Genomic DNA, 22,374 nt, shown 5'->3' with positions numbered 1-22,374 from the left:
GTATGACCTCAGTCGTACGTAGAGGGGGTTAAAAGTGGTCAGCTTTGGACTTTCACACGAATAAATCGAGACATCCGTAAGCAGATTCAGTATGAATACATAAGGCGAAGATCGCTATCTCCGCGCGTAGACCCTTGGGCCGACCGGCCCGACGGCCTTATTCATGCCACCCTTACGGGCTACGGGAGGGTGCGACAGGGGGCGCCATACACTGAGGCCATGGCGAAGTGGACACCGAAGCACGAGGCACCCGAGCCCCTGGAGGGGCCCGTCGTCGCCACCATCACCGGCGGCACGATCCTCTGGTTCGTCCTCTTCCTGGTCCAGTTGCCGTTCTACGGCTGGTTCGACGATCACGGACACCTGTGGTGGGTCTGGACCTGCCTGGCCGGTGCCGGACTCGGCCTGATCGGCATCTGGTACGTGCGAGGGCGCGACGCGGCGCTCAAGCGGGCCGCCGCTGCGGCCGAGGCCGAGGCCTCCGGCACCTCCGCGCCGGGCGCCGGGACGGACACCGGAGGCACGTCCGGCGTCACGGCCTGACCCGACCGGCCCCGCCCGCACATACTCCGGCCCCGCCCGCACACACTCCGGCGCCGCGCGCACACCGTGCGGCATCACCCGGCGCCGCCCGGAACCGCGCTCGTAGCGCCCCGCACCGGGATCCGCGTACCACCGCAGGACCATTCCCCTCCGTTTCCCTCCTCCCGCGGTCTGATCTTCGGACCCCCAGTGGGTGAATCGGACCATCCACCCGTACCGTCGGAACCATGACGCAGCGGGCACCCCATTCCTCCGGCGAGCAGACCCCCGAGGTTTCCGGCTCCAGCCGCCTTCCCCGGCCGGCCATGATCGACGCCGGATCCGAACTCGACCCGGTCCACCCGATGAAGCTGCCGGCCGCGGCCCTGAGCACCCGTGGGCTGACCGCGGCCGAGGTCGCCGAACGGATCGCCCGCGGTGAGGTCAACGACGTACCCGTCCGCTCGTCCCGCTCCGTCCGCGAGATCGTCCGCGCCAACGTCTTCACCCGGTTCAACCTGATCATCGGCGTGCTCTGGCTGATCATGCTGTTCGTCGCGCCGATCCAGGACAGCCTCTTCGGCTTCGTGATCATCGCCAACACCGGTATCGGCATCATCCAGGAGTGGCGGGCCAAGAAGACGCTCGACAGCCTCGCGGTCATCGGCGAGGCCAAACCCACGGTGCGGCGCGACGGTGTCTCGGCCGAGATCTCCACCTCCGAGATCGTCCTCGGCGATCTCGTCGAGCTGGGCCCCGGGGACAAGGTCGTCGTGGACGGCACGGTCGCCGAGGCCGACAGCCTGGAGATCGACGAATCGCTGCTCACCGGCGAGGCCGACCCGGTGCTGAAGCAGCCCGGCGATCACGTGATGTCCGGCAGCTTCGTCGTCGCGGGCGGCGGATCGTTCGCCGCCACGAAGGTCGGCCGCGAGGCCTACGCCGCCCAGCTCGCCGAGGAGGCGTCCCGCTTCACCCTCGTCCAGTCCGAGCTGCGCACCGGCATCTCCACCATCCTCAAGTACGTCACCTGGATGATGGTGCCGACCGCGATCGGCCTGATCATCAGCCAGCTCGTCGTGAACAACAACGACCTCAAGGGGTCGATCGCCCGGACCGTCGGCGGCATCGTCCCGATGATCCCGGAGGGCCTGGTGCTGCTCACCTCGGTCGCCTTCGCGATCGGGGTCGTACGGCTCGGCCGCAAGCAGTGCCTGGTGCAGGAGCTCCCCGCCATCGAGGGACTGGCCCGCGTCGACGTCGTCTGCCTGGACAAGACGGGCACCCTCACCGAGGGCGGCATGGACGTCACCGAGGTGCGGACGCTGAGCGGTGCGGACGACACCTACATCCACCGCGTGCTGGGCGCCCTCGGCGCCTCCGACCCGCGGCCCAACGCCAGCCTGCAGGCCATCGTCGACGCCTACCCGGACGGCGAGGAGTGGCGGTGCACGCAGTCGCTGCCGTTCTCCTCGGCCCGCAAGTACAGCGGTGCCGCGTTCGACGAGGGCGGCGGCCGGGCGTCGGCCTGGCTGCTCGGCGCGCCCGATGTGCTGCTGCCCGACCAGGACCCGGCGCTCGGCGAGATCGAACAGCTCAACGAGCAGGGGCTGCGGGTGCTGCTGCTGGCGCGTGCGCAGGGCGCGCTCGAAGGGCCGGACATGGCCACCGGGGCCGTGCCGAGCGCGCTGGTCGTACTGGAGCAGCGGCTGCGGCCCGACGCCGGGGAGACGCTGGCCTACTTCGCCGACCAGCGGGTCGCCACCAAGGTCATCTCCGGCGACAACGCGGTCTCCGTCGGCGCGGTCGCCGGAAAGCTCGGCCTGCCGGGCGCCGAGAACACCCTGGACGCCCGCCGGCTGCCCACCGATCCGGACGACATGGCCACGGCCATGGAGGACAACGCGGTCTTCGGCCGGGTCACCCCGCAGCAGAAGCGGGACATGGTCGCCGCGCTGCAGTCCCGCGGCCACACCGTCGCGATGACCGGTGACGGCGTCAACGACGTGCTGGCGCTGAAGGACGCCGACATCGGTGTCTCCATGGGTTCCGGCTCCGAGGCGACCCGGGCCGTCGCCCAGATCGTGCTGCTCAACAACAGCTTCGCGACACTGCCGTCCGTCGTCGCCGAGGGCCGCCGGGTGATCGGCAACATCACCCGCGTCGCCACCCTGTTCCTGACCAAGACCGTCTACTCCGTGCTGCTGGCGATCCTGGTGGTCTGCTTCCAGGTCGACTACCCGTTCCTGCCGCGCCACCTGACCCTGCTGTCGACGCTGACGATCGGCGTCCCGGCGTTCTTCCTCGCACTGGCCCCCAACAAGGAACGGGCCCATCCGCACTTCGTGCGCCGTGTCATGCGGTACGCGATCCCGTCGGGCACCATCGCGGCCGGGGCCACCTTCGCGACGTACATGATCGCCCGGAGCCACTACTCCGGCACGGGCGCGCTGGAGGCGGAGACCAGCGCGGCCACGCTCACGCTGTTCCTGGTCTCGATGTGGGTCCTGGCGATCATCGCCCGTCCGTACACCTGGTGGCGGATCTGCCTCGTGGTGGCGATGGGCGTGGCGTTCCTGGTCGTGCTGGTGGTGCCGTGGCTGCAGAACTTCTTCGCGCTGAAGCTGGTGGGAGTGACGATGCCGTGGACCGCGGTGGGGATCGCGGTGGCGGCGTCGGTCGCCCTGGAGTACATCTGGCGGCTGGTCGGCCGCCGGTTCCCGGCGTAGCGCCCTGCGGCGGCGCGGCTGCTTCACGTCGACGAGGTCGTTCGCGTCCCGGGACGCGAACGGGCCGTGTCCGGGAGGACGGGAACCGTCCCCGGACACGGCCCGGAGTGCTGCGTGGTGGTGCCGGCGCGTACGGAGAAGTACGCCGGAACCGCTTCGGGAACTACTACTTCACGTCGACGAAGTCGCCCGCGGTCGTGACGGCCGGGGTGGTGGACGTACCGGCGAAGCTGTAGCGCCAGTAACCGTCGACCGTGGCCTTGGACGTGGTCTTCAGGTTGCCGGTGCTGTTCGTCTTGATGGTCTTGATGGTGGTGTAGGTGGAGCTGGTCTTCTTGCGGAACTGGAGCTTCACCGACTGTCCGGTGTAGCCCTGGTACTTGAAGGTCTCCCAGTTCGCCCGCGAGAGCTTGCCGGTGATCGTGATCGTCCCGCCCTTCTTGACGGGCTCCGGGGCGGCGTTCACCGTCAGCTTCGACAGCCGCTGCACGCGGGCGGTGCTGTAGAAGTCGGTGTAGGCGATGTCGTTCCCGTTACCGGCGAGCGCAGCCGCGGTGACGTGCCAGGTGCCGGCCAGGGAGTTCTTGTACAGGTCGTAGCGCGGGTAGATCGTGAAGGTCAGCTTGCAGGTCGAGGTCGTCGCGTTGACCTTGGTGCACTTCGCCTCGTCCTCGTTCGGCAGGATGGCCCCGTCGATGGTGTTCTCGGAGGACGGGTCCGTGCCGTGCCACAGGTCGACGTAGGCGTCGGCGACACCCGACGCGTGCGACGCGGTGACCGAGACGGAGATCGTCTTCGCGGCCGTGGTGCCCAGGACGATGTCCTTGCCGCCGTTGACGACGACCTTCGAGATGACGGGTTCCGCCGTGGCCGCGCGGGTGGCCGCGGCGGCCTTCGACGATCCCTTGGCGGCGGTGCCGAAGACCTCGGCACCCGACGTCGGCTTGTGCAGGTTCGCAGCGGAGTGGTCGCCCGCCTGGGCGGCCGGAACGGCAAGAGCGGACAGGGCCAGGGCGCCGGAGACGGCAGCAACAGTGGCACGAATGCGCATATGTTTCCCCAGTGGAGAAAGGGGCCCCGCGGGTAGGTGGTGCGGCCCGGGCGGGGCTCGTTGGGTCTGAGAGTCTGCTGACTCTAAAGACAAGACCTCTTACGCGTGTGAAGGGTTGTACGCAAAGTGAAGTTTTTGTGTGTCACCCCGCGGTGAGAGACGCGGCGACCCACGCGGAGGGCCGTGCCCGGAGACGGGAGCCGTCCCCGGGCACGGCCCGCGGTGGTGCGTGTGGTGCGTGTGGTGCGTGTGGTGCGTGTGGTGCGTGTGGTGCGACGGAAACTACTTCACGTCGACGAAGTCACCCGCGGCCGAGACGGCCGGGGTGGTGGACGTACCGGCGAAGCTGTAGCGCCAGTAACCGTCGACCGACGCCTTGACCGTGGTCTTCAGGGTGCCGGTGCTGCTCGACTTGATCGTCTTGACCGTGGTGTACGTGGAGCTGCCCTTCTTGCGGAACTGGAGCTTCACCGGCTGCGTGGCGTAGCCGTGGTACTTCAGGTCGTCGAAGCTCGCACGCGACAGCTTGCCGGTGACCGTGATCGTCCCGCCCTTCTTCACGGGTTCCGGAGCGGCGTCGACCGTCAGCTTCGACAGCCGCTGCACGCGGGCGGTGCCCAGGCCTTCCTGCAACGCGAAGTCGAGCTTGCTGACGTCGGGGTTCGCCATGTCCTGGCCGTTGAAGTCGACAGCGAAGCCCCCTGCCTTCCACGTCGTGGCGTCGGCGTTGCCGATCAGGTCGTACTGCGGCGAGATGACGATCTGCCCCTTGCAGGTGGCGACCGTGGAGGAGACGGCCTTGCAGGTGGGGGCGTCATCGCCGTAGAGCTCGTTCGTCGGATCGTTGAACGAGCCGCGGTAGAGCGAGACATCGAGCGCGAAGTCCGAGGCGAAGATGTTCACATCGGCGGCGTGCGTCACGGTGAACGTGGTCGGCACGGTCTTCTCGGCGGTGGTGCCCACGACGATCGGCTTGCCGCCGTTCACCGTGAACTTGGAGAAGGTGAGGTCGAGCTGACCGGGGACGCTCTCGGCCGCGAGGGAGCGCGCGCCGGACTTGGCGCCGGAGCCGGCAGCGGTGGTGGACTGAGCGGCACGCGCGACGTCGCTGACGGTCGAGCGGTGCGTGTCGTCGGCCTGGGCCGCCGACGGAATGACAAGGGCGGAGAGAGCCAGGGCGCCGGTCACGGCGGCCACGGTGGCACGAATGCGCATGTTCATTCCCCAACAGGAGAAGGGGGCCCGCGGAGGTCGTCCGCCCACAGGCCCAAGATCGTCTGTGAAGCCTGGTGGCTTCGCATGGAGAGACCACCGGGACACGTGAACGGTTGTGCGTCTGCTGGGGATTTCTTGTGCATGCGCTGTGGGCTCCGGCACGGATGCGCTCAGGGCCCGCGGCGGCCGATCAGTCGAACCAGCGGTCCCGGGCCAGTTCCTCCGTACGGGACGGGTCCTCCAGCAACGCCGCGACCTCGAAGCGGCGCGGCCACTGACCCGCCGCCCAGGCCAGCCCCGCCGCGACGCCTTCCAGCGTGGCGGCGTGCACGGTCCCGTCGGGCGTGCGGCGCCAGTCCAGTTCGACGCCGCCCGCGCGCAGTTCGGCGTGTTCGAGGTACGAGTCCGGGGTTCCGGCACCGAGCAGTACCCGTACCGAATCCGGCACGCGGTGCTCCTCGCCCTCCGTCGTCACCTCCGCCTCGACGCTCTCGCCGAGCCGCCGCACCTGGAAGAGCTCGGCCAGATCGGCCGCGCGCGTCGGGGCGACCGGCAGCAGCGGAAGCCCGCCGGTGAGCGGCAGCAGATCCGGGGCGTCCGCGATCACGGCGTCCGCCGCGTCGACCACCCGGGCCTCGCCGTCGACCACGGCCCGCAGTTCGTCGGGGAGCGTGACCTGTTCCGGGTCGAGATCGGCCAGCGCCGTGTACAGGGAGTGCAGTTGCACGGGGCCGACCTCACGGTCCTCGTCCGCGAGCCGGCCGAGGAGTTCGGCGGCGCCGCCGGGCTCGGCGAGGAGCGCGGCCACGGACGTCCGTACGCCGAGGGCGCGCAGCACCTGGGCGTCGTCGAAACCGGTCGCGTCGGCGGAGTCGTACAGCCCGGCCAGCCGCGGGTCACCGGAAGCCGCCCGCAGACCGGCCGGGCGGCGGCCGTCGAGCACGGGGTGGTCGCGCAGCCACCAGGCCGTGTACGGGCGGACGGACTGCGTCGTGCCGTCGGGCAGCAGCACCCGTACCGGCTGGGTGAGCGCGTCGCGCAACGGCGGCTGGGCGAGCAGCGCGAGCGCCTGCGGCCAGGCGTCGTCGTCGACGAGGTCCAGGTCGCGGACGGCGACGAGTTCGGTGGCGACCGGCGGCACGGCGCTGTCGGGGAGCCGGTCGAGGACGTCCTCGCACCACACGTCGACGGCGTCGAGCAGACCGGCGTCGTCGGGCTCGGCGAAATCGCCGTCGCGGGGCTCCAGTTCGTCCGGGTCCAGGACGACGTCGGCGGCCCGCACCAGGGCGAAGGTGGCGAGCACCCCGCAGGCGGTGAGCGGCTGCGCTCCCCAGCGGTCGGTCAGTTCCTGGTCGCAGAGGGCGAGTTCACCCTCCCGCATGATGGCTGCGAACGGACTTCCGGGCAGGACGAGTTCACCGGCGGGGGCGGGCTCGCCGTCCTCGTCGGGAAGGGCGAGAGCGCCGAGCCAGGGTTCGTCGCCGGGTGCCAGTTCGGCGTCCCGTACGAGAGTGAGGACGGTCTCGGCGAGTTCGTCGGCGTCCAGCGCGTCCTCGTCCCAGATCTCGCCCGCGTCGAGCGATCCGGCGACGGCGGCCCGCACCTGCGGGGTCGTCAGCACGGCGCGGGGCGTGGCGGGCAGGGCGCCCAGCTTCTCCAGCAGCGGATGGGCGGCGTCCGGGTGGGCGACCTTCAGCCCGAGCCGGGCGAGGCGCTCCAGGACCGGGCCGGTGAGGGCGTCCGGGAGCGGGAGGAGAACCTGGCGGGGGCCGATGGCGGTGCGGGGGGCGGCCGGGGTTCCGGCGTCCACCGCCTGCGTACCGGCGAGCGGGACCGGCAGGCCGGACAGGCGGTCCGGGTCGATGCCGGACAGGCTGTCGTACAGCCGCCGCCACCAGCCGGGGTCGCGTTCCAGCCCGGCGAGCCGGTCGATCGCCTCGGTCAGCGGGACGCGGGCGATGCCGAGGGTGCGCAGTTCGCTGCGGCGCTCCAGTCCGGCGGGCAGCAGGCACGGCAGGACCTCGGCGAGCACCCGTACGGTCTCGGCGCCGACGCCCTCCAGCACTTCGGCCTCGATGGGGCGCAACGCGGTGGTGGCCGCCTCGCGGATGCCGCCCGCCGCCGCGTCCCAGCTGTCCCACCGGTCCGCTTCGGCGGCGGGGTCGCGCGGGGCGGCGGGTTCCAGGAACGCGATGCGCGGCAGCCGCTCCAGGATCGCGCCGCGCAGGGCGCCGTCCAGTTCGCCCTTGCCGAGCGGCCCGGGGACGAGGTCGATGGTGTCGATGGACAGCGGCTGCCAGCCGGCGAGCAGTTCGGCGTACGCGTCGGCCGCGCGCCGCACCAGGAAGTCGGTGAGCGGCCCGGGGGCGGGGTGACGGCGGGTGGTGTCGAGCGGCAGCGAAGCGATGAGCAGCGCGGGAATACCGAGGGGTTCGTCGGTGGGGGTCGGCGCGTGGACGACGGGGGCGGTGCGGGGGCGTACCGGGGCGCCCTCCGCGTCCACCGGGACCGCCCAGGTGACCGACCAGTGCGGGCGGAGCCGTTCCTCACGGGGCCGGTCGGCGAGCAGGGCGGGCTCGACGACACCGTGCCGGACGGCGGTGCGCCAGCGGTGCGTACCGTGCGCGGAGTCCTCGACGTGGGTGTACGGGCCGTGCTGCGAGCGGCGCAGCGTCCGCACGGCGTCAGGGGTTTCGATCACGACCTCGTCGAGGCCGCGCAGGGTGAGCAGGAGCGCGTCGTCGACCGCGGTGAGCAGCCGGACGACGAGGTCCTCCGCGCCGCCGTCGCGCAGCGGGAGGACGACGACGGTGTCGTACCCGTCGGGTGCGGTGCCCTCGGCGGGCAGCGGGAGCCGCAGCAGCGGTACGTGGCCGTCGCGGCGGCGGAGCTCGTCGCCGAGGCCGGGGCTGGCGACGGCCGTCCGTGCGGCGAGGTCGCGGGCCTCGGCGAGGGACCAGCGGACGCCGCCGTGCCGGCCGATGACGGCGGGCTCGTCGCTCACCGCGAGCACGGCGGCGAACCCGACGCCGAACCTGCCGACGGCGCCCTCGTGGCCCTCGCGCTTGGCGGAGGCGCGCAGGGTGGAGAGCGATTCCACGCCGGTGGCGTCGAGGGGGGCGCCGGTGTTGGCGGCGGCGAGTACGGCGGGGGCGTCCGCGGTCGCCGCGTGCAGGGTGAGGCGGAGCCGGCCGGGGACCTGTGCGCGGGCGGCGGCGTCGGCGGCGTTCTGGGCCAGCTCGACGACGAGGCGGTCGCGGTAGCCGCCGAGCGCGAGGTCCTCCTCGGCGTTGGCGTCCTCACGGAACCTGGCGGGGCCGGCACCCCAGGCGTCGAGCACACCGCGTCGCAGCCGTGCGGTCCCGAACGGATCGGCCCCCTCGGTCGCATTCATGCTCACGCTCTGACTCCGCTCTTCTCCGGTTACACGTTGCCCGTGCCGCCAAGTGTGCGCCTGAAGGTACCGGGTCCTCTCACCGGACGGGGCGCCGCGAACGGCACTCCACGCGGGGGATGGCGCATCTGCCCCACTCAGGGGGCCGGGTTCCGTCCTCGAACGCCGGACGGGCCGGGGCGCGGGCCGACCGGGGGCCTCTCGTCCGGATCAGCCCGGACGGTCAAAGGACCGTGCTTGCGCGCCGGGGTGCTCCCAGGGCCGGAACCGCCCTCGCGGGCCGGGGCGTCCCGGCGCGGGGACGGCCGGATCGGGCCCGTCCGATCGTGGACGGAACCGGTGCGCCGGGGCCCGCAGGCTCACCCGGAGCGCGCCCGAGCGCCCCGCGGCCCCGGGCGATGCGCACCGCGCCCCGCTCAGGAGTGGCCGAGATCCTCCGTGGGTGTGTCCGCTTCCGCCGGGACCGAGCCGGAGTCCCGGGCCGGACGCAACGGGTACTCGTCGACCTGCATCGTGTCCAGCGCGTGCGGCGCCGGCTTCGGCGGCTTCGGCATCACCGCCGCCTCCGAATGCCCGCCGCACCCGTACGACAGCGACACCACATGTCCGTCCGCCGGACCGAACTCGTTCGCGCACACCCCGAACGCCTGCTTCAGCGAACCCGCCAACGGCACCAGGAACGCGCAGGTCACACAGGAGGCCGGGGCCGCCTGGGCCATCGGCGTCTTCGCGCCGAACGCCTCGTCCCACCGGTCGGCCGCCGCATGCAGCCCGTACCGCGAGAGCACCCGCGCCCGCCGCATGCCGAGCTCGTCCGCGACCGCCGCGATCGAACCGCGGCTCGTCGTCGCGGGGCGCGTCGTCAGTTCCGCGTCCTCCACGTCGACGAGGTCGGCCATCTCCTGCGACATCTCGGAGACCGCGGAGTTCGGCGGCGGCTCGTCCTCGCCGGTGTAGCCGGGCTCCAGGCGGATGTCGTCCGCCTCGGTGGGCAGCAGATCGCCGGGCCCCATGTCCCCGGGGCGCAGCCGCTCGCTCCACGGCACCCACTCGGGGGCGAGGAGCGCGTCGCTGCCGGGCAGCAGCACCGTCTCGTCGAGGGTGACGTTCTTCGCGCGGGAGGCGCGCGCCACGGTCACCGCCCAGCGCCAGCCCCGGTAGCCCGGCTCCTTGCACTCGAAGAAGTGCGTGACGACCCGGTCTCCCTCGGAGACCACGGCCACATGCTCTCCGACGACCCCCGGCGCGGCTGCTTCCTCGGCCGCGGCGCGGGCGAGGTCTACCGCCTCTGCGCACAGACGGTCGGGGACAGGGGTACGGGCCGTACGGCTTCGCGTCGTCGCAGCACTCACAGGTCTCGCTTCTCTCCTACGCCAGTCTCACGAGCGCGCCAGCACATCCATCGATTTCGGCCATGACGGATGCGGGCGGAGCGGACCTGGGGGCCGCGTCGACGTCCACACCCGTTGTGCCTGCCTCGGGCGCACCTTCTGCCATCCATTCTGCGGGATCGCCGATAGGCGCGCGGCCGAGAACAACCGCCGGTGGCGCGCTACGCACGCTACCCTCTCTGCCGCCCCCCGCCCACCTGCCCGTCCCAAACAGGCCGTATCCGGCTCCGCGGCCGGGCGGGGACCGCCCCGGAACGCCCGACGGCCACCGCCCGGTTCCGCCGGGCCGACCGGCCCGGACCGGCCGGGAGACTGGCCCGACAGGGCGGAGTGCGTCCGTGCCCCGCACCGGTCCCGGTTCGTCGGTGTCATGACTGGGGCACTATGACGAGGTGACTTCCGCCAGGTCGCACAAGGATTCCGGCCCGCTCCGCAGGACGGGCCGGACGATCGGTCGTGCCCTGCGGACACCGTTCACCGGCACCGCGAGAGGAATCCGGAAGGCGACGCACGCCCACGGTGCGGGCGAATCCGGGCTCGGCAAGCTGATCGAGCTGCACGCCGTGAACGGCGCGGGCGATGTGATGATCACGATCGCGCTCGCCTCGACGGTGTTCTTCTCCGTACCGACGGACGAGGCCCGGGGCCGTGTCGCGCTCTACCTCGCCGTCACCATGGCGCCCTTCACCCTGCTCGCCCCCGTGATCGGCCCGCTCCTGGACCATCTGCCGCACGGCCGTCGGGCCGCGATGGCCGGCGCGATGCTGGCCCGCGCGGTGCTCGCGCTCACCATGGCGGGCGCGGTCGCCACCGGCGGTCTGGAGCTGTATCCGGCCGCGCTGGGCGTCCTGGTCTGCTCGAAGGCGTACGGAGTGGTGCGCAGCGCGGTCGTGCCACGCCTGCTGCCGCCCCGCTTCTCCCTGGTGAAGGCGAATTCCCGGGTCACCCTGGCCGGGCTCCTGGCGACCGGTGTCGCCGCCCCGATCGGGGCGGGGCTGCAGACCATCGGCCCGGGCTGGCCGCTGTACGGCGCGTGCGCGATCTTCGTCGGGGGAACCGTCCTCGCCTTCACGCTGCCGCACAAGGTCGACTCCGCCAAGGGCGAGCGGAAGGCCCGGCTGGTGCTGCCGCAAGGCGTGACGTCCGCCCGGCCCGCGACGAAGCGGAACGGAAGGGGCGGCAGGGCGGGGCGCCGGGAGAGGAACGGGGAGAAGCGGCCCGGCCTGCGGTCCGTGGGGCCGTCCGTGCTCAACGGGCTCCAGGCCAACACCGCGCATCGCGCGCTCTCCGGCTTCCTGATCTTCTTCCTGGCGTTCCTGCTGCGCGAGCAGCCGCTCTCCGGGCAGAGCGCCGCCGTCTCGCTCGGCATCGTCGGCGTGGCGGCGGGTGCGGGAAACGCGGTCGGCACGGCGGTCGGTTCCTGGCTCCGGGCACGCGCCCCCGAGGCGATCGTCGCCGCGGTACTGACCCTGGCCCTGGGCATCGCGGTGCTCGCCGCCCTGTTCTTCAGCACCGTCATGGTCGCCGCGCTCAGCGCGACGGCGGGCTTCACCCAGGCCCTCTCGAAGCTCTCACTGGACGCGATGATCCAGCGCGACGTGCCGGAGGAGGTGCGGACGTCCGCGTTCGCGCGCTCCGAGACCGTGCTCCAGATGGCGTGGGTGATCGGCGGCGGAATCGGCATCGCCCTCCCCCTCAACGGCGTACTGGGCATGTCGGTCGCCGCGGGCGTCCTCGCCCTGGGTGCGGCCACGTCCGTACGGGGTCTGCTGAGCGCCGCTCGGCGCGGCTCGCCGCACCCCCGCGTGGCGTGAACCGGAGCGACCGATAGCCTTCGGCCCATGACCGTTGCGTTCTTCTCCGGCAAGGGCCGTCGAATCGGCGTCGCTCTCGGTGCCGTTTCCGCGGGACTCCTCGTCCTCTCCGCCTGCAGCAAGCCGACGCCGCTCGCGACCGTAACGGTCGGCGGAAACTCGGTGAGCACCGAGGCGGCCTGCTACAACGACGGCAAGCCCCTCAAGACGTCCGAGTACCAGAGCTGCCTGAACAAGAAGGCGGAGAAGTCCGTCGAGGTCGCGATGGACGACAAGGTCCGCTTCGGCGTCGACCCGGAGATCGCGGACAACGGCTGGACGCTGTTCATCAACGGTCAGCAGGCCGAGCAGGAGCCGTACAAGAGGACCTACCGGTCCATCCCGGGCAGCGCCTTCTTCTCCAGCCAGACCGGCGAGACCACGAACAAGACGCAGATCAGCATCGTGGAGACCAAGGGCAAGCAGCTCACGGGCGTCTGGCACTTCGAGCTGAAGAAGACCTCCTGACCCTGGCCCGCCCCTCCTGACCCCGGAGGATCCGCCCCGTGCGTGTGCTCGTCGTGACCGCTGTCCCAGCAGAACGGGACGCGGTCACGCGTGCGTTCGGGGACGGGCCGGAGGTGGCCGTGCACCATGCGCCCGGTACCGAGCTCCACCGTGTGGGCGCCCCCGGCACCGACAGCGTCGTCGATGTCCTCGCGGGCGGCGCCGGACCGGCCGCGGCCGCCGCTGCCACCGCCTTCGGCCTCGCCGCCGGCCACGCGTCCGGGCCGGGCTCCGCGCCGTACGACCTCGTCGTCTCGGCCGGGATCGGCGGCGGCTTCGCGCCCGTGGCGCCGGTCGGCTCGCTCGTCGTCGCGAGCGGCATCGTCGCCGCCGATCTGGGCGCGGAGACACCCGAGGGCTTCGTGCCCGTCACCGAGCTCGGTTTCGGCCGGAACCGGCACCTCCCGCCCCGGTCGCTGGTACGGGACGTGGCCGCCGCCACCGGCGCGCTCACCGGCGAGATCCTCACCGTCTCGACCGTGACGGGCAGCGCCGAGCGCGCCGCCGCCCTGCGCGCCGCGCACCCGCGGGCCGCCGCCGAGGCCATGGAGGGCTTCGGCGTCGCCGAGGCCGCCGAACGGTCGGGCGCGGCGGTGCTGGAACTGAGGGCGGTCTCGAACGCCGTCGGCCCGCGCGACCGGGACGCATGGCGCATCGGCGACGCGCTGGCCGCGCTCACCGGGGCGTTCGGGAAGCTCGTACCCGTACTGGAAGGTTGGACCCACCATGACCGACACGACACATGAGCCGTCGAACCCGTTGCGCATCGCGTTCTCGCCGTGCCCGAACGACACCTTCGTCTTCGACGCCTGGGCGCACGGAAGGGTCCCCGGCGCGCCCGCCCTCGATGTCACCTTCGCCGACATCGACATCACCAACAAGATGGCCGAGCGCGGCGAACTGGACGTGCTGAAGGTCTCGTACGCGGTGCTGCCCTGGGTGCTGGAGGAGTACGCGCTGCTGCCGTGCGGCGGGGCGCTCGGGCGGGGCTGCGGACCGCTCGTCCTCACCAAGGACGCGGGCACGGATCTGACGGGGAGGACCGTCGCCGTGCCGAGCGAGCGCTCCACGGCCTATCTGCTGTTCCGGCTCTGGGCGGCGGAAGTGGTGCCGGGCGGGGTCGGCGAGATCGTCGTCATGCCGTTCGACGAGATCATGCCCGCCGTGCGCGACGGGAAGGTGGACGCCGGTCTCGTCATCCACGAGGCCCGTTTCACGTACCAGAACTACGGGCTGCACAACCTCGCCGACATGGGCCGGCACTGGGAGGAGACGACCGGGCTGCCGATCCCGCTCGGCGCGATCATCGCCAAGCGGTCGCTGGGCGCGGACATGCTGAAGCTGCTCGCCGAGTCCGTGCGCACCTCGGTACGGATGGCCTGGGACGACCCGGAGGCGTCACGGCCCTACGTGCGCGAGCACGCCCAGGAGATGGATCCGGCCGTGGCGGACCAGCACATCGGTCTGTACGTCAACGAGTTCACCGCCGACCTCGGCGAGGACGGCTACGCGGCGATCCGCGGACTGCTGACCCGCGCCGCGGCCGAGGGGCTGGTACCGCCCCTCGGCCCGGACGCGCTGTCATTCGTCTGAGATCCGGCGGAAGGCCGGGGCCGGACCCGGTCCTACACGTCGAGCTGGTCGGCGACCGCGCGCAGCAGGCTGCCGATCTTCTTGCCGGCCGCCTTGTCGGGGTAGCGGCCGCGCTCCAGCATCGGCGTGATGTTCTCCAGCAGGGTGGTCAGATCCTGCACGATGGACGCGAGCTCGTCCGGCTTGCGGCGCTGCGCGGCCGCGACGGACGGGGTCGGGTCCAAAACCGCCACCGAGAGCGCCTGGTCTCCGCGCTGACCTGCCACGACACCGAATTCCACGCGCTGGCCGGGCTTGAGTGCGTCGACGCCGTCGGGAAGCACCGAGGAGTGCACGAAGACGTCGCCGCCGTCGTCGCGGGAGAGGAAGCCGAAGCCCTTCTCGCTGTTGAACCATTTGACCTTGCCAGTCGGCAAAGCACGCACCCCATCTCAACCCGTATGCCGGAACAAAGCCTCAGCAGGTCAGGCTATCCAGTGGTGGTGCTCCCCTGCTGGCAGAAGCCTCCCCAGGTGAAGTACCCCTCGTCAAGCCTGGTCATCCGGACTGTGTCCAGAAACGGTGCCTGCGCCACGCGTGGCCTGCCGCGGGGCGTTTCGCCGGTGCCGGCAACTACCCTGGCGGGGTGAGCACTACTCCTTCTGGCGCAGGTGACCGGCTCGTCCGGATCGGCGCGATCGTCTTCTTCATCGGAGCGCTGGCCACTCTGGCCACGATGGCACCGCTGTTCCTCGGCACCCATCCGCTTCCGCCCATCGCGTGGTCGCTGTGCATGCTGATGGGCGTGGGCTTCCTGATCGCCGCGGCGGGCGTGGTGCGGTCGGTACGGGCGGGGGCGCCGAAGCGGTAGGGCCGGGGGCGCCCTGCGACCGTGTCGGCCTCGCGCCGGACGGATCCCGGCTGCCGGGCCGGGTACCGGGGTGCGGGCGGCAGCCGCACCGGGCGGGTGCGGCGGCCTCGCGGATCGGCTCGGCGGTTCGAGTCAGTGAGCCCGGAGCAGGGTGTGCAGCTCGGCGGTGTCGATGATGTGGGCCCGCGCGGGCAGGACTCGATGGAGCAGGACGTCGTGGACTTCGGTGTCGAGGTCGGCGACGCCGTCGGACAGGACGTAGAGCCCGTAGTCGCGGTCGGCCGCGTCGATGACGGTGGACAGGACGACGCCGCTGGTACTGATGCCGGAGACGACCAGAGTCGTGATGCCGCGCTCGCGCAGCCGCTGGTCGAGGTCGGTGGTGGACAGGCCGCCGTGGCGGATCTTGCGCACCGTGATGTCGCCGTCCTGGGGAGCCAGGCGCTCGTGGACGGCAGCGGCAGGGTCCTCGTGGTGCATGACACGGTGCCGGGCCACCGGGGCGAAGGACTTGTTGGCGGCCGGGATCGCGTCCCAGTCGGCCTCGGTGAAGCCGACGCGGACGTAGGCGATGGTGCCGCCGTGGGCGCGGACGTCGGCGATGGCCCCTTCCACGCGGCCGAGCAGGGCTTCGCGGTCCCCGCCCTCGGGCAGAAGGGCCAGCATCGCGGGCTGGTAGTCCATGACGAGAAGAGCGGTGCGGGCGGGATCGAGTGCGGGGGCGGTGCTCACGCGAGTGTTCTCCTTGCTGGTGGTGCGCCTGGTCGGCGCGGACGCGGACGCGCGCCGGCGGACCAGCCGCGGCCTTGCGGGCTTCAGTGGCGAGTCGCGGTGGGTCATGTGGGGCTGCCGGCGGGCTCCGGCTCGACGAGGGGCGCCGCGGCGCGTCGCGGGAGCAGCAGCGGGGTCGCCAGCAGGAGCACGCCGGCCAGGCCGATGGCCGTGCGCGGGCCGAGCAGCCCGCCCAGCACGCCCCATGCGGCCGTCAGGAGCGCGGTCGAGGCCTTGGTCGTCACCGACCAGGCGGTCAGCGTGCGGGTGACCCGCTCGGTCGCGGTGCGCTCAAGGCGGTAGGTGGCGTAAACGGGGTTGAAGACCCCGCAGCAGAAGATCAGCCCGAGCTCGACGCCCATCACCAGCAGCAGTCCTCCGGTCCCCGGCCCCAGGAAGGCCAGGCCGACGGGCCAGAGCGCGCGCAGCGCCCCGGCCGCGACCAGGACCCGGTGCTGCCCGAACCGGGTGACGAGCGGCCGGGCCAGCCGCGAACCGAGCAGCCCGCCGATCGCGGGTGCGGCGAAGGCGAGGCCGTACTGCCACGGTGCGAACCCGAGTCGGCCGAGCATCAGGACGGCCATCAGCGGCTGGGTGGCCATCACCAGGCCGTTGAACAACGCGGTGTTGAAGAACAGCGGACGCAGCGTCGCGTCGGCGAGGATGTACCGCCAGCCGTCGAGCAGGTCCCCGGCCCGCATGTGCGCCGTCTCCCGGCGCTCGGGCCGCGGCTCCTTGCCACCCGTCGCACGGATTCCCAGGGCCGAGAGCAGGTAGCTGACCGCGTCGGCCACCACCGTCGCCACCGGACCGAGGAGCCCGATCGCCGCGCCGCCCAGTGGGGGTCCGATGATCGTGGTCGTCCAGGTCGTGGACTCGAACCGGGCGTTGGCGACGAGCAGGTCCTCGGGCGGCAGCAGCGTCTTCAGGTACGCGCCGGAGGCGGCGCGGAAGCCGATGTCGGCCGCCGCGACGACGACCGAGACCAGCAGGAGCTGGACGAAGGTGAGCACGCCGAGCGCGACCGCGGCGGGGATCGTCAGCAGCGCCGCGAACCGCACCAGGTCCATCCCGATCAGCACCGGCCGCTTGCGGCGGAACTCCACCCACGGGCCGAGCGGCACCGCCACGGCGGCGCCCACCGCCGCCCCCGCGGAGGACAGCGCCGCGACCTCCGCCGGCCCGGCGTGCAGCACCCGGATGGCGATCAGCGGGAACGCGCCGAAGGCGAGCCACGTGCCGAGCGCGCTGGTCCCGTACGCTCCCCAGAGCCACCCGAACCGCCGCCCCAACCGGTGCCCGCTTCTCATGTCCGATGCCCCTCGCTGCTCACTCGCACAACCGATGCGCGATCGGAAGCATCAAAGCGAGCACCGTGACCGGGGAGCAAACAACCACAGGACCATCCGGCCACAACCAACGGTTGTACCCCTAGGGTGTCGGCATGGACCTCGACACCGTCCGGACCTTCGTCGCCGCCGCCGACGCGGGGCAGTTCCAGGAGGCCGCCGCCGAGCTGGCGGTCACCCAGCAGGCCGTCTCCAAGCGCATCGCCGCGCTGGAGCGCGACCTCGGCGTACGGCTGTTCACCCGCACCCCGCGCGGCGCCGAGCTCACCATCGACGGACAGGCGTTCCTGCCCCACGCCCAGGAACTGCTGCGCGTCGCCGACCGCGCGGTCGCATCCGTGCGCACCGACCACCGCCCGTTGCGCGTCGACGTGATCAACTCGCGCGGCGCGGCGTCGGGCCTGCTGCGCGGCTTCCACCGCGCGCACCCCGGGATCGACCTCGACGTGGTGATGCTGTTCGACATCGAGACGGCCGTCGCCGCCATCCGGTCCGGCGCGATCGACGCGTCCTTCCGTGCCGTCACCGCGCCCGGCCGGCCCCTTCCCGAGGACATCGAGTCCGTCCGGGTGCTCGACGAGCCGCTCCAGCTCCTCACCGGCCCCGCCCACGCGCTGGCGCGCGCCCGGTCGGTGCCCCTCACCCGGCTCGCCGGGCACCGGATCTGGATGCCCGGCATCGTCCCCGGTACCGAGTGGGCCGCCTACTACGACGATCTCGTCGCCGAGTTCGGCCTCACCATCGAGGCGACCGGCCCCAACTTCGGCTCCGACGCGCTCCTCGACACCATCGCCGACACCCCGGCCCTCGCCACCTTCATGAGCGAGCAGACCCGCCTCATCTGGCCCGCGGGCCACGGCCTGCGCCGCATCCCGGTGACGGACCCGACACCCGTCTACCCGCATTCGCTCCTCTGGCACCGCGACAACTCCCACCCCGCGCTGGCCACCCTCCGCGCCCACCTCGCCGCCACAACGGCCCGCCACGACGCCACCGGGACCTGGATGCCGGGCTGGGTGATTCCGCGCTGAACGCCGCCGCATCCGCGATCACCGTGGCCGGACCGACGGACGCCGGCATCGGCAGGCCGGCGCCGGCTTGTTGACCGCAAGCTTGTTGACCGCAAGCTTGTTGACCGCAAACGCCACGAGCCCCACCCTGCTGCCGCCCGATCCTCGGCTCACAGGACAGCGGCCGGAACCGAAAAGGGCAGCACAAGCCGCTCATCCGGCAGTACTTACCGATCGCCACACACCCCGGCAGCGACGCCGCACGCCCACCGCCAACTTGCGTTTGACTTGAAATGCGTTGCAAATGCTAAGAGCGCGTTGATACAGATGAGGATCCTGCTGTCAGTGGCACGCGTGGTGCCGGGCGCAGTTGACGGGGCGTATCAGCCGGGGGATGCGGGGGGTTGGTGTGACGGGGTGGGACATCAGGCCGAGCGGGGTGGAGTCCGTTCTGTCGCTGGTGGGGCTGGCGGCCGAGGACCTGAGCAAGGACGTCAGGGGTTACGGCGAGAGCGTGGAGGACGCCGCGCTGCACGCCGGGACGATCAGTGGCCCGTACTGCGGTGAGGCGCCCGCGGGGCCGGTGGGTGCCGCGGTGGTGAACTTCGTCGCCGACACCCAGCAGCGGATCCGGTTCATGGCGGCGCGCACGAAGAAGTCGATGGACGGCACGGTCAAGGCCACCACCGAGTACATCTAGGGCGACCTGGCCATGGCCGCCCAGGCCCAGCGCGACGCGGCCAAGGCGCCCACTCCCGCCGAGATCAGGGCGGTCGGGCAGAAGCCCGGCGACCGGGGCGGGGAGTAGCCGGCGTGATCGAACCGGGTGGGATACCGCAACACGGGTGACTTCGGTCAGCTGGAGAAGGCCGCGTCCAGCCTGCGTACGCATGCCACGGGCATCCGGACCGGAGGGAAGGACGTCCACTCCCGCTTCCAGGCGACGGCCGCCTATTACAAGGCTCCCGAGGCCGACAAGCTGTTCTCGTCCACGCAGCCGGTGATGGATACGGCGGAGGAGTTCGCCGGGGACATCGAGTCGCTGGCCGATGCCCTGGACACGTTCATCTTCGAGGCCAAGCCGCACGCGGACCGGCTCAAGCAGTTGAAGCTGGACGCGTTCACCTTCGTCGACAGCGTCCGGGACGATGACGACTGGACCGAGGACCAGAGCAAGGTCGACGCACATCAGGCTCTGCTGGATGGCGTAGTGGCGGCACGCGAGGCCTTCCAGGAGGCCGAGCGCAACGCCGCCAACAAGATCAACGCAATCAGTCCCGGCATGTGCCGCCCTCAGTGGGTCGTGGACGACGGTACGCACGGACTCGGCATGTACGGCCAGACCGCCGACGCGCTCAAGGACGTGAAGGATCTGCCGTGGGGCAGCCCCGAGGGCCGCACCTACGAGCGCTGGAGTCTGGAGTGGTGGGGGCACGGGGCCAAGAGCTGGGCGTGGGACGGCATTGCCAAGGACAGCATCTGGGGTGGCATCGACGGCCTGGGCACCTTGGCCGGCTTCCACGGGGCGCAGGAGCGCGACCAGGCCTGGGACGGGCTGAGGCGCACCGTCGTCGGCGGCTACGCCTACGGCATGGACCTGTTCGGACAGGACGAGCACCTGACCGGCTGGCAGCGCGACAGCAAGGTGTACACGAAGGAGTTCGGCAAGCAGTTCATCGCGTACGACATGACGGCAGACGACCCCGCTCGCGCCCATGCCGTGGTCTCCTTCAACCTGCTCACCCTCGCCTCCGGCCCGTTGGCCGCCGCCTCGAAGCTGGGCAAGGGCGGCACGTTCGCGAGGGCCGCCGGCACCGTGGCGAAGATCGGCGACGCCCTCGACCCCCTCGGCGGCGCCTTCAAGGCCGCCAAGGCACTCTCGGACCTGCCCAAGGTCTCCCAGGTCCTGGCCAATGTCAGCGACCACCTCCAGATACCGAAGACGAAGTTCCCCGATGGCGCCCTCGACTTGAGCGATCGCTACCGGGTCGACAAGGACGGCAACTTCATCCCGCTCGACCGGGACGGCAAACCCCACCTGGACCCGGCCAAGCACGAACCCTCAGCAGCCGAACGGGGCGTCGGCGGACGGCAGGGCGACCGCGAGCTGGTCGGTGCCGGGGGACGCACGCCCGGAGCCGCCGCCCACGCCGGCGACAACCTGCCGCCGCACGGCGGCCACGATGCGGGCGGCGGCGGCAAGGGAAACACGACGCACGGGCCAGGAGGAGAACTGGGCCCAGCTCGAAGTGGCGACGGTGGCCATACCGGAGGAGGGCACGGAGAGACCCCGAACGGCCCAGACCACACGGGCGGCCCCGGCGGTTCGGGCCCCACCGACGGCCCGACCGTGCCAAGGCAAGGTGAGCCTGATCTCCCTCATAATTCGGGCTCTGACGGACACGCAGGTCACGAAGCGCAGGGAACTGCGCCGACAGCAGCCGAGGCAATTTCTCCGGAAACCCGTCTGCCGGACCCGGACGGCACTCTCCCGGCCGACCATGGGGAGAAACTGCTGGGCTTGTTCGACCCGCATAGCTCCCGCGTCACAGTTGCAGATGGCGTAATCACCCACATTGACGGCCGACCTGTTGACCAGTATCTGGATGCCATTGCGAAGGAGAGGGCACAGGTCTACCGCGACGCCAAGGATGCCAAGCAGTTCGTCAAGGGTGACGTTGGCGCCTGCGTGGGTGCAGTCATGGACACTCGGACCGGCATTGTGATCGAAGGGATCAACGGGCGCCCGGACAACATTATCCCCAAGGAAAAGCTCCACCCGACGCTTCAAAAGCTTTACGAGGCGCTGGCCCCTAACAAACCTCACCCGGACCAGCCGCTGGGCCATGCAGAGGTGAAAGCCACCAACGAGCTGCTGTGGGCTCGCACCCGTCTGGGATTGCCGGACGGCGTAGATACCTTCAAGGAAATACGGGCATCAGTCGAGTTCCCTTTCCTGAAGAACAAGGAAACGGGACTTCCGGGCAAGGGTGCCCCATTCTGCGCCAACTGTTACAATATGCTGCCTGACATGCCGTCACCTCACGGTCGATTTACGGGCTATCCACCGAGCGACGAGAATTGGATTCCATGATGAACCAGGTGCATCGCATCGACATCGATGACCCTGATGTCGATATGGACATGGGTCATCGCATGCTCTATCGGGACGAGTTGTTCACAGGAGAGGTCGCAGAATATCAGGGTGGGCAAATGGTCTGCCTTGACACCTACGTCGACGGAATTAAGAACGGATTGTCCCAGATGTGGCATCCGGATGGCTCGTTGAGGTTGCAGGGAACTGTCATCAATGGCGTTGCATCAGGGGAGTTCCTGGAATGGCACCCCAATGGCACTCTGAAATCCCGAAAGTTTTTCGATGACGACATCTATTCGCTTCGAGAGGAGACCACTTGGGACGAGGAAGGCAACGTCATCCGCGACTGGCATCGCGAATAGGGGCCGGCGCGGGCACCTTTCCCACTCTTCAAGAAATGTACGACCGGCGGAGCGCCTGCGACATCTGGAACTGGTTCGATTTCTCCGGTCGTCCGCACCCCGAGGTCTACTCGCCGAAACACGCCGCGACTTGAGGGCGCGCTTCGAGACATCACCTCCGTTCTCGGGTGGTCCCCGAGCCGGGCGAACCGACGCACTACGGCCATGCTGTCGCCTTCCGCATCTCTACCCCGGATGCGGCAACGACGGTATGGGTCCCGATCTGACCTGCGGTGGGTATCCATGGACGCACCTCTATCCGAGGCTCTCCGGAATCCACTGAGTCTGATTCCAGCCCTGCAGAATTACGTGTCACGCCTCCCTCTCGACCAGTTCGACCAATCAGACTGGGCAACACTGCACAGTGATCTGATGTCATACGTGTCGGATTTCTTGATTCAAAAGTACGGCGCCCGCTGGACGGTGGTCGATGACTCAACTACAACTCGCGGATATCGCTATGTCATCGAGACGGAAGATCGCGATGGGAAGAATCGCAAAATCGACCCTGCAGATGTCGTGATGGCCGAGTTAAAAAATCTTCCCATCGAGATCACGAGAATGCTCGCCAGCGCAGAACTCACGCTGCTTTTGACATCTCAAGCCAGCGAAGAGGGATGACGCATTCCGGCACTTCAGGA

General features: G+C 70.7%; 19 protein-coding genes. 12 read left to right on the top strand and 7 right to left on the bottom strand.

Annotated elements, in window-relative coordinates; translation table 11 throughout:
- Positions 1-219 precede the first annotated feature (219 nt).
- Positions 220-543 carry a DUF2530 domain-containing protein gene (locus ACIQCZ_RS01205; protein ID WP_361445733.1) on the top strand — a complete coding sequence of 108 codons (324 nt, stop codon included), beginning with the start codon at positions 220-222 and terminating at the stop codon, positions 541-543.
- A 227-nt stretch (positions 544-770) separates the two neighbouring features.
- Positions 771-3,251 carry a cation-translocating P-type ATPase gene (locus tag ACIQCZ_RS01200; RefSeq protein WP_402278545.1) on the top strand — a complete coding sequence of 827 codons (2,481 nt, stop codon included), beginning with the start codon at positions 771-773 and terminating at the stop codon, positions 3,249-3,251.
- Positions 3,252-3,417: 166 nt separating this feature from the next.
- Here ACIQCZ_RS01200 and ACIQCZ_RS01195 read toward each other — a convergent pair whose 3' ends face one another.
- The 4 genes from ACIQCZ_RS01195 to ACIQCZ_RS01180 all read right to left on the bottom strand — a co-directional run bounded on the left by ACIQCZ_RS01195 (position 3,418) and on the right by ACIQCZ_RS01180 (position 10,263).
- Positions 3,418-4,302 carry a DUF5707 domain-containing protein gene (locus ACIQCZ_RS01195; RefSeq protein ID WP_402278543.1) on the bottom strand — a complete coding sequence of 295 codons (885 nt, stop codon included), beginning with the start codon at positions 4,300-4,302 and terminating at the stop codon, positions 3,418-3,420.
- Between the two features lie 282 nt (positions 4,303-4,584).
- Positions 4,585-5,517 (bottom strand): hypothetical protein, encoded by a 933-nt coding sequence (locus ACIQCZ_RS01190; protein ID WP_402278541.1) that lies wholly within the window; start codon positions 5,515-5,517, stop codon positions 4,585-4,587.
- Between the two features lie 190 nt (positions 5,518-5,707).
- Complete coding sequence (locus ACIQCZ_RS01185) at positions 5,708-8,911, bottom strand: sacsin N-terminal ATP-binding-like domain-containing protein (RefSeq protein WP_402280159.1); 3,204 nt, start codon at positions 8,909-8,911, stop codon at positions 5,708-5,710.
- 416 nt (positions 8,912-9,327) lie between these two features.
- On the bottom strand, positions 9,328-10,263 hold the full coding sequence (locus ACIQCZ_RS01180) for a DUF3027 domain-containing protein (RefSeq protein ID WP_376216587.1): 936 nt from the start codon (positions 10,261-10,263) through the stop codon (positions 9,328-9,330).
- Positions 10,264-10,694: 431 nt separating this feature from the next.
- On the opposite strand from ACIQCZ_RS01180, the gene ACIQCZ_RS01175 reads away from it, so the two are divergent.
- Genes ACIQCZ_RS01175 through ACIQCZ_RS01160 form a run of 4 tightly spaced genes read left to right on the top strand, consistent with a single transcriptional unit; the run spans position 10,695 to position 14,255 of the window.
- Complete coding sequence (locus ACIQCZ_RS01175) at positions 10,695-12,116, top strand: MFS transporter (RefSeq protein WP_402278539.1); 1,422 nt, start codon at positions 10,695-10,697, stop codon at positions 12,114-12,116.
- Positions 12,117-12,143: 27 nt separating this feature from the next.
- Positions 12,144-12,623 (top strand): DUF2771 domain-containing protein, encoded by a 480-nt coding sequence (locus ACIQCZ_RS01170; RefSeq protein ID WP_351081902.1) that lies wholly within the window; start codon positions 12,144-12,146, stop codon positions 12,621-12,623.
- Between the two features lie 38 nt (positions 12,624-12,661).
- Positions 12,662-13,408, top strand: a complete 747-nt coding sequence (locus ACIQCZ_RS01165; RefSeq protein ID WP_402278537.1) for a futalosine hydrolase — start codon at positions 12,662-12,664, stop codon at positions 13,406-13,408.
- Positions 13,389-14,255, top strand: coding sequence for a 1,4-dihydroxy-6-naphthoate synthase (locus ACIQCZ_RS01160; protein ID WP_402278535.1), 867 nt, complete (start codon positions 13,389-13,391; stop codon positions 14,253-14,255). Before ACIQCZ_RS01165 ends, ACIQCZ_RS01160 begins: the two co-directional genes overlap by 20 nt.
- Before the next feature lie 32 nt (positions 14,256-14,287).
- Here the strand turns inward: ACIQCZ_RS01160 and ACIQCZ_RS01155 are convergent, their stop codons facing one another.
- Complete coding sequence (locus ACIQCZ_RS01155) at positions 14,288-14,671, bottom strand: cold-shock protein (RefSeq protein WP_351081896.1); 384 nt, start codon at positions 14,669-14,671, stop codon at positions 14,288-14,290.
- A 209-nt stretch (positions 14,672-14,880) separates the two neighbouring features.
- On the opposite strand from ACIQCZ_RS01155, the gene ACIQCZ_RS01150 reads away from it, so the two are divergent.
- The gene (locus ACIQCZ_RS01150) at positions 14,881-15,105 is read left to right on the top strand and encodes a hypothetical protein (RefSeq protein ID WP_402278533.1); all 225 of its coding nucleotides are present in this window, start codon (positions 14,881-14,883) and stop codon (positions 15,103-15,105) included.
- A 132-nt stretch (positions 15,106-15,237) separates the two neighbouring features.
- Here the strand turns inward: ACIQCZ_RS01150 and ACIQCZ_RS01145 are convergent, their stop codons facing one another.
- Complete coding sequence (locus tag ACIQCZ_RS01145) at positions 15,238-15,837, bottom strand: cysteine hydrolase family protein (RefSeq protein ID WP_402278531.1); 600 nt, start codon at positions 15,835-15,837, stop codon at positions 15,238-15,240.
- 104 nt (positions 15,838-15,941) lie between these two features.
- Positions 15,942-17,186 (bottom strand): MFS transporter, encoded by a 1,245-nt coding sequence (locus ACIQCZ_RS01140; RefSeq protein WP_402278529.1) that lies wholly within the window; start codon positions 17,184-17,186, stop codon positions 15,942-15,944.
- Positions 17,187-17,320: 134 nt separating this feature from the next.
- Here ACIQCZ_RS01140 and ACIQCZ_RS01135 point away from each other — a divergent pair, with 134 nt between their 5' ends.
- The 5 genes from ACIQCZ_RS01135 to ACIQCZ_RS01115 all read left to right on the top strand — a co-directional run bounded on the left by ACIQCZ_RS01135 (position 17,321) and on the right by ACIQCZ_RS01115 (position 22,354).
- The gene (locus tag ACIQCZ_RS01135) at positions 17,321-18,256 is read left to right on the top strand and encodes a LysR family transcriptional regulator (RefSeq protein WP_402278527.1); all 936 of its coding nucleotides are present in this window, start codon (positions 17,321-17,323) and stop codon (positions 18,254-18,256) included.
- A 373-nt stretch (positions 18,257-18,629) separates the two neighbouring features.
- Complete coding sequence (locus tag ACIQCZ_RS01130; protein ID WP_402278525.1) at positions 18,630-18,935, top strand: DUF6507 family protein; 306 nt, start codon at positions 18,630-18,632, stop codon at positions 18,933-18,935.
- Positions 18,936-19,061: 126 nt separating this feature from the next.
- Positions 19,062-21,329, top strand: a complete 2,268-nt coding sequence (locus tag ACIQCZ_RS01125; RefSeq protein WP_402278521.1) for a hypothetical protein — start codon at positions 19,062-19,064, stop codon at positions 21,327-21,329.
- Positions 21,326-21,694, top strand: coding sequence for a toxin-antitoxin system YwqK family antitoxin (locus ACIQCZ_RS01120; RefSeq protein ID WP_376471533.1), 369 nt, complete (start codon positions 21,326-21,328; stop codon positions 21,692-21,694). The genes ACIQCZ_RS01125 and ACIQCZ_RS01120 overlap by 4 nt, the downstream gene beginning before the upstream one ends.
- 411 nt (positions 21,695-22,105) lie before the next feature.
- Positions 22,106-22,354, top strand: a complete 249-nt coding sequence (locus tag ACIQCZ_RS01115) for a hypothetical protein (RefSeq protein ID WP_402278519.1) — start codon at positions 22,106-22,108, stop codon at positions 22,352-22,354.
- Positions 22,355-22,374: the final 20 nt, after the last annotated feature.

The sequence above is a fragment of the Streptomyces sp. NPDC093149 genome (assembly GCF_044754145.1).
Classification (GTDB): Bacteria; Actinomycetota; Actinomycetes; order Streptomycetales; family Streptomycetaceae; genus Streptomyces.
This window is presented reverse-complemented; position numbering and strand designations above follow the sequence as displayed.

Excerpts from the sequence above, each read along its gene's own strand:
- ACIQCZ_RS01205 (WP_361445733.1), top strand. The coding sequence starts at position 220 with ATGGCGAAGTGGACACCGAAGCACGAGGCACCCGAGCCCCTGGAGGGG.
- ACIQCZ_RS01200 (WP_402278545.1), top strand. The coding sequence starts at position 771 with ATGACGCAGCGGGCACCCCATTCCTCCGGCGAGCAGACCCCCGAGGTT.
- ACIQCZ_RS01195 (WP_402278543.1), bottom strand. The coding sequence starts at position 4,302 with ATGCGCATTCGTGCCACTGTTGCTGCCGTCTCCGGCGCCCTGGCCCTG.
- ACIQCZ_RS01190 (WP_402278541.1), bottom strand. The coding sequence starts at position 5,517 with ATGCGCATTCGTGCCACCGTGGCCGCCGTGACCGGCGCCCTGGCTCTC.
- ACIQCZ_RS01185 (WP_402280159.1), bottom strand. The coding sequence starts at position 8,911 with ATGAATGCGACCGAGGGGGCCGATCCGTTCGGGACCGCACGGCTGCGA.
- ACIQCZ_RS01170 (WP_351081902.1), top strand. The coding sequence starts at position 12,144 with ATGACCGTTGCGTTCTTCTCCGGCAAGGGCCGTCGAATCGGCGTCGCT.
- ACIQCZ_RS01160 (WP_402278535.1), top strand. The coding sequence starts at position 13,389 with ATGACCGACACGACACATGAGCCGTCGAACCCGTTGCGCATCGCGTTC.
- ACIQCZ_RS01140 (WP_402278529.1), bottom strand. The coding sequence starts at position 17,186 with ATGAGAAGCGGGCACCGGTTGGGGCGGCGGTTCGGGTGGCTCTGGGGA.
- ACIQCZ_RS01135 (WP_402278527.1), top strand. The coding sequence starts at position 17,321 with ATGGACCTCGACACCGTCCGGACCTTCGTCGCCGCCGCCGACGCGGGG.
- ACIQCZ_RS01130 (WP_402278525.1), top strand. The coding sequence starts at position 18,630 with ATGCGGGGGGTTGGTGTGACGGGGTGGGACATCAGGCCGAGCGGGGTG.
- ACIQCZ_RS01120 (WP_376471533.1), top strand. The coding sequence starts at position 21,326 with ATGATGAACCAGGTGCATCGCATCGACATCGATGACCCTGATGTCGAT.
- ACIQCZ_RS01115 (WP_402278519.1), top strand. The coding sequence starts at position 22,106 with ATGTCATACGTGTCGGATTTCTTGATTCAAAAGTACGGCGCCCGCTGG.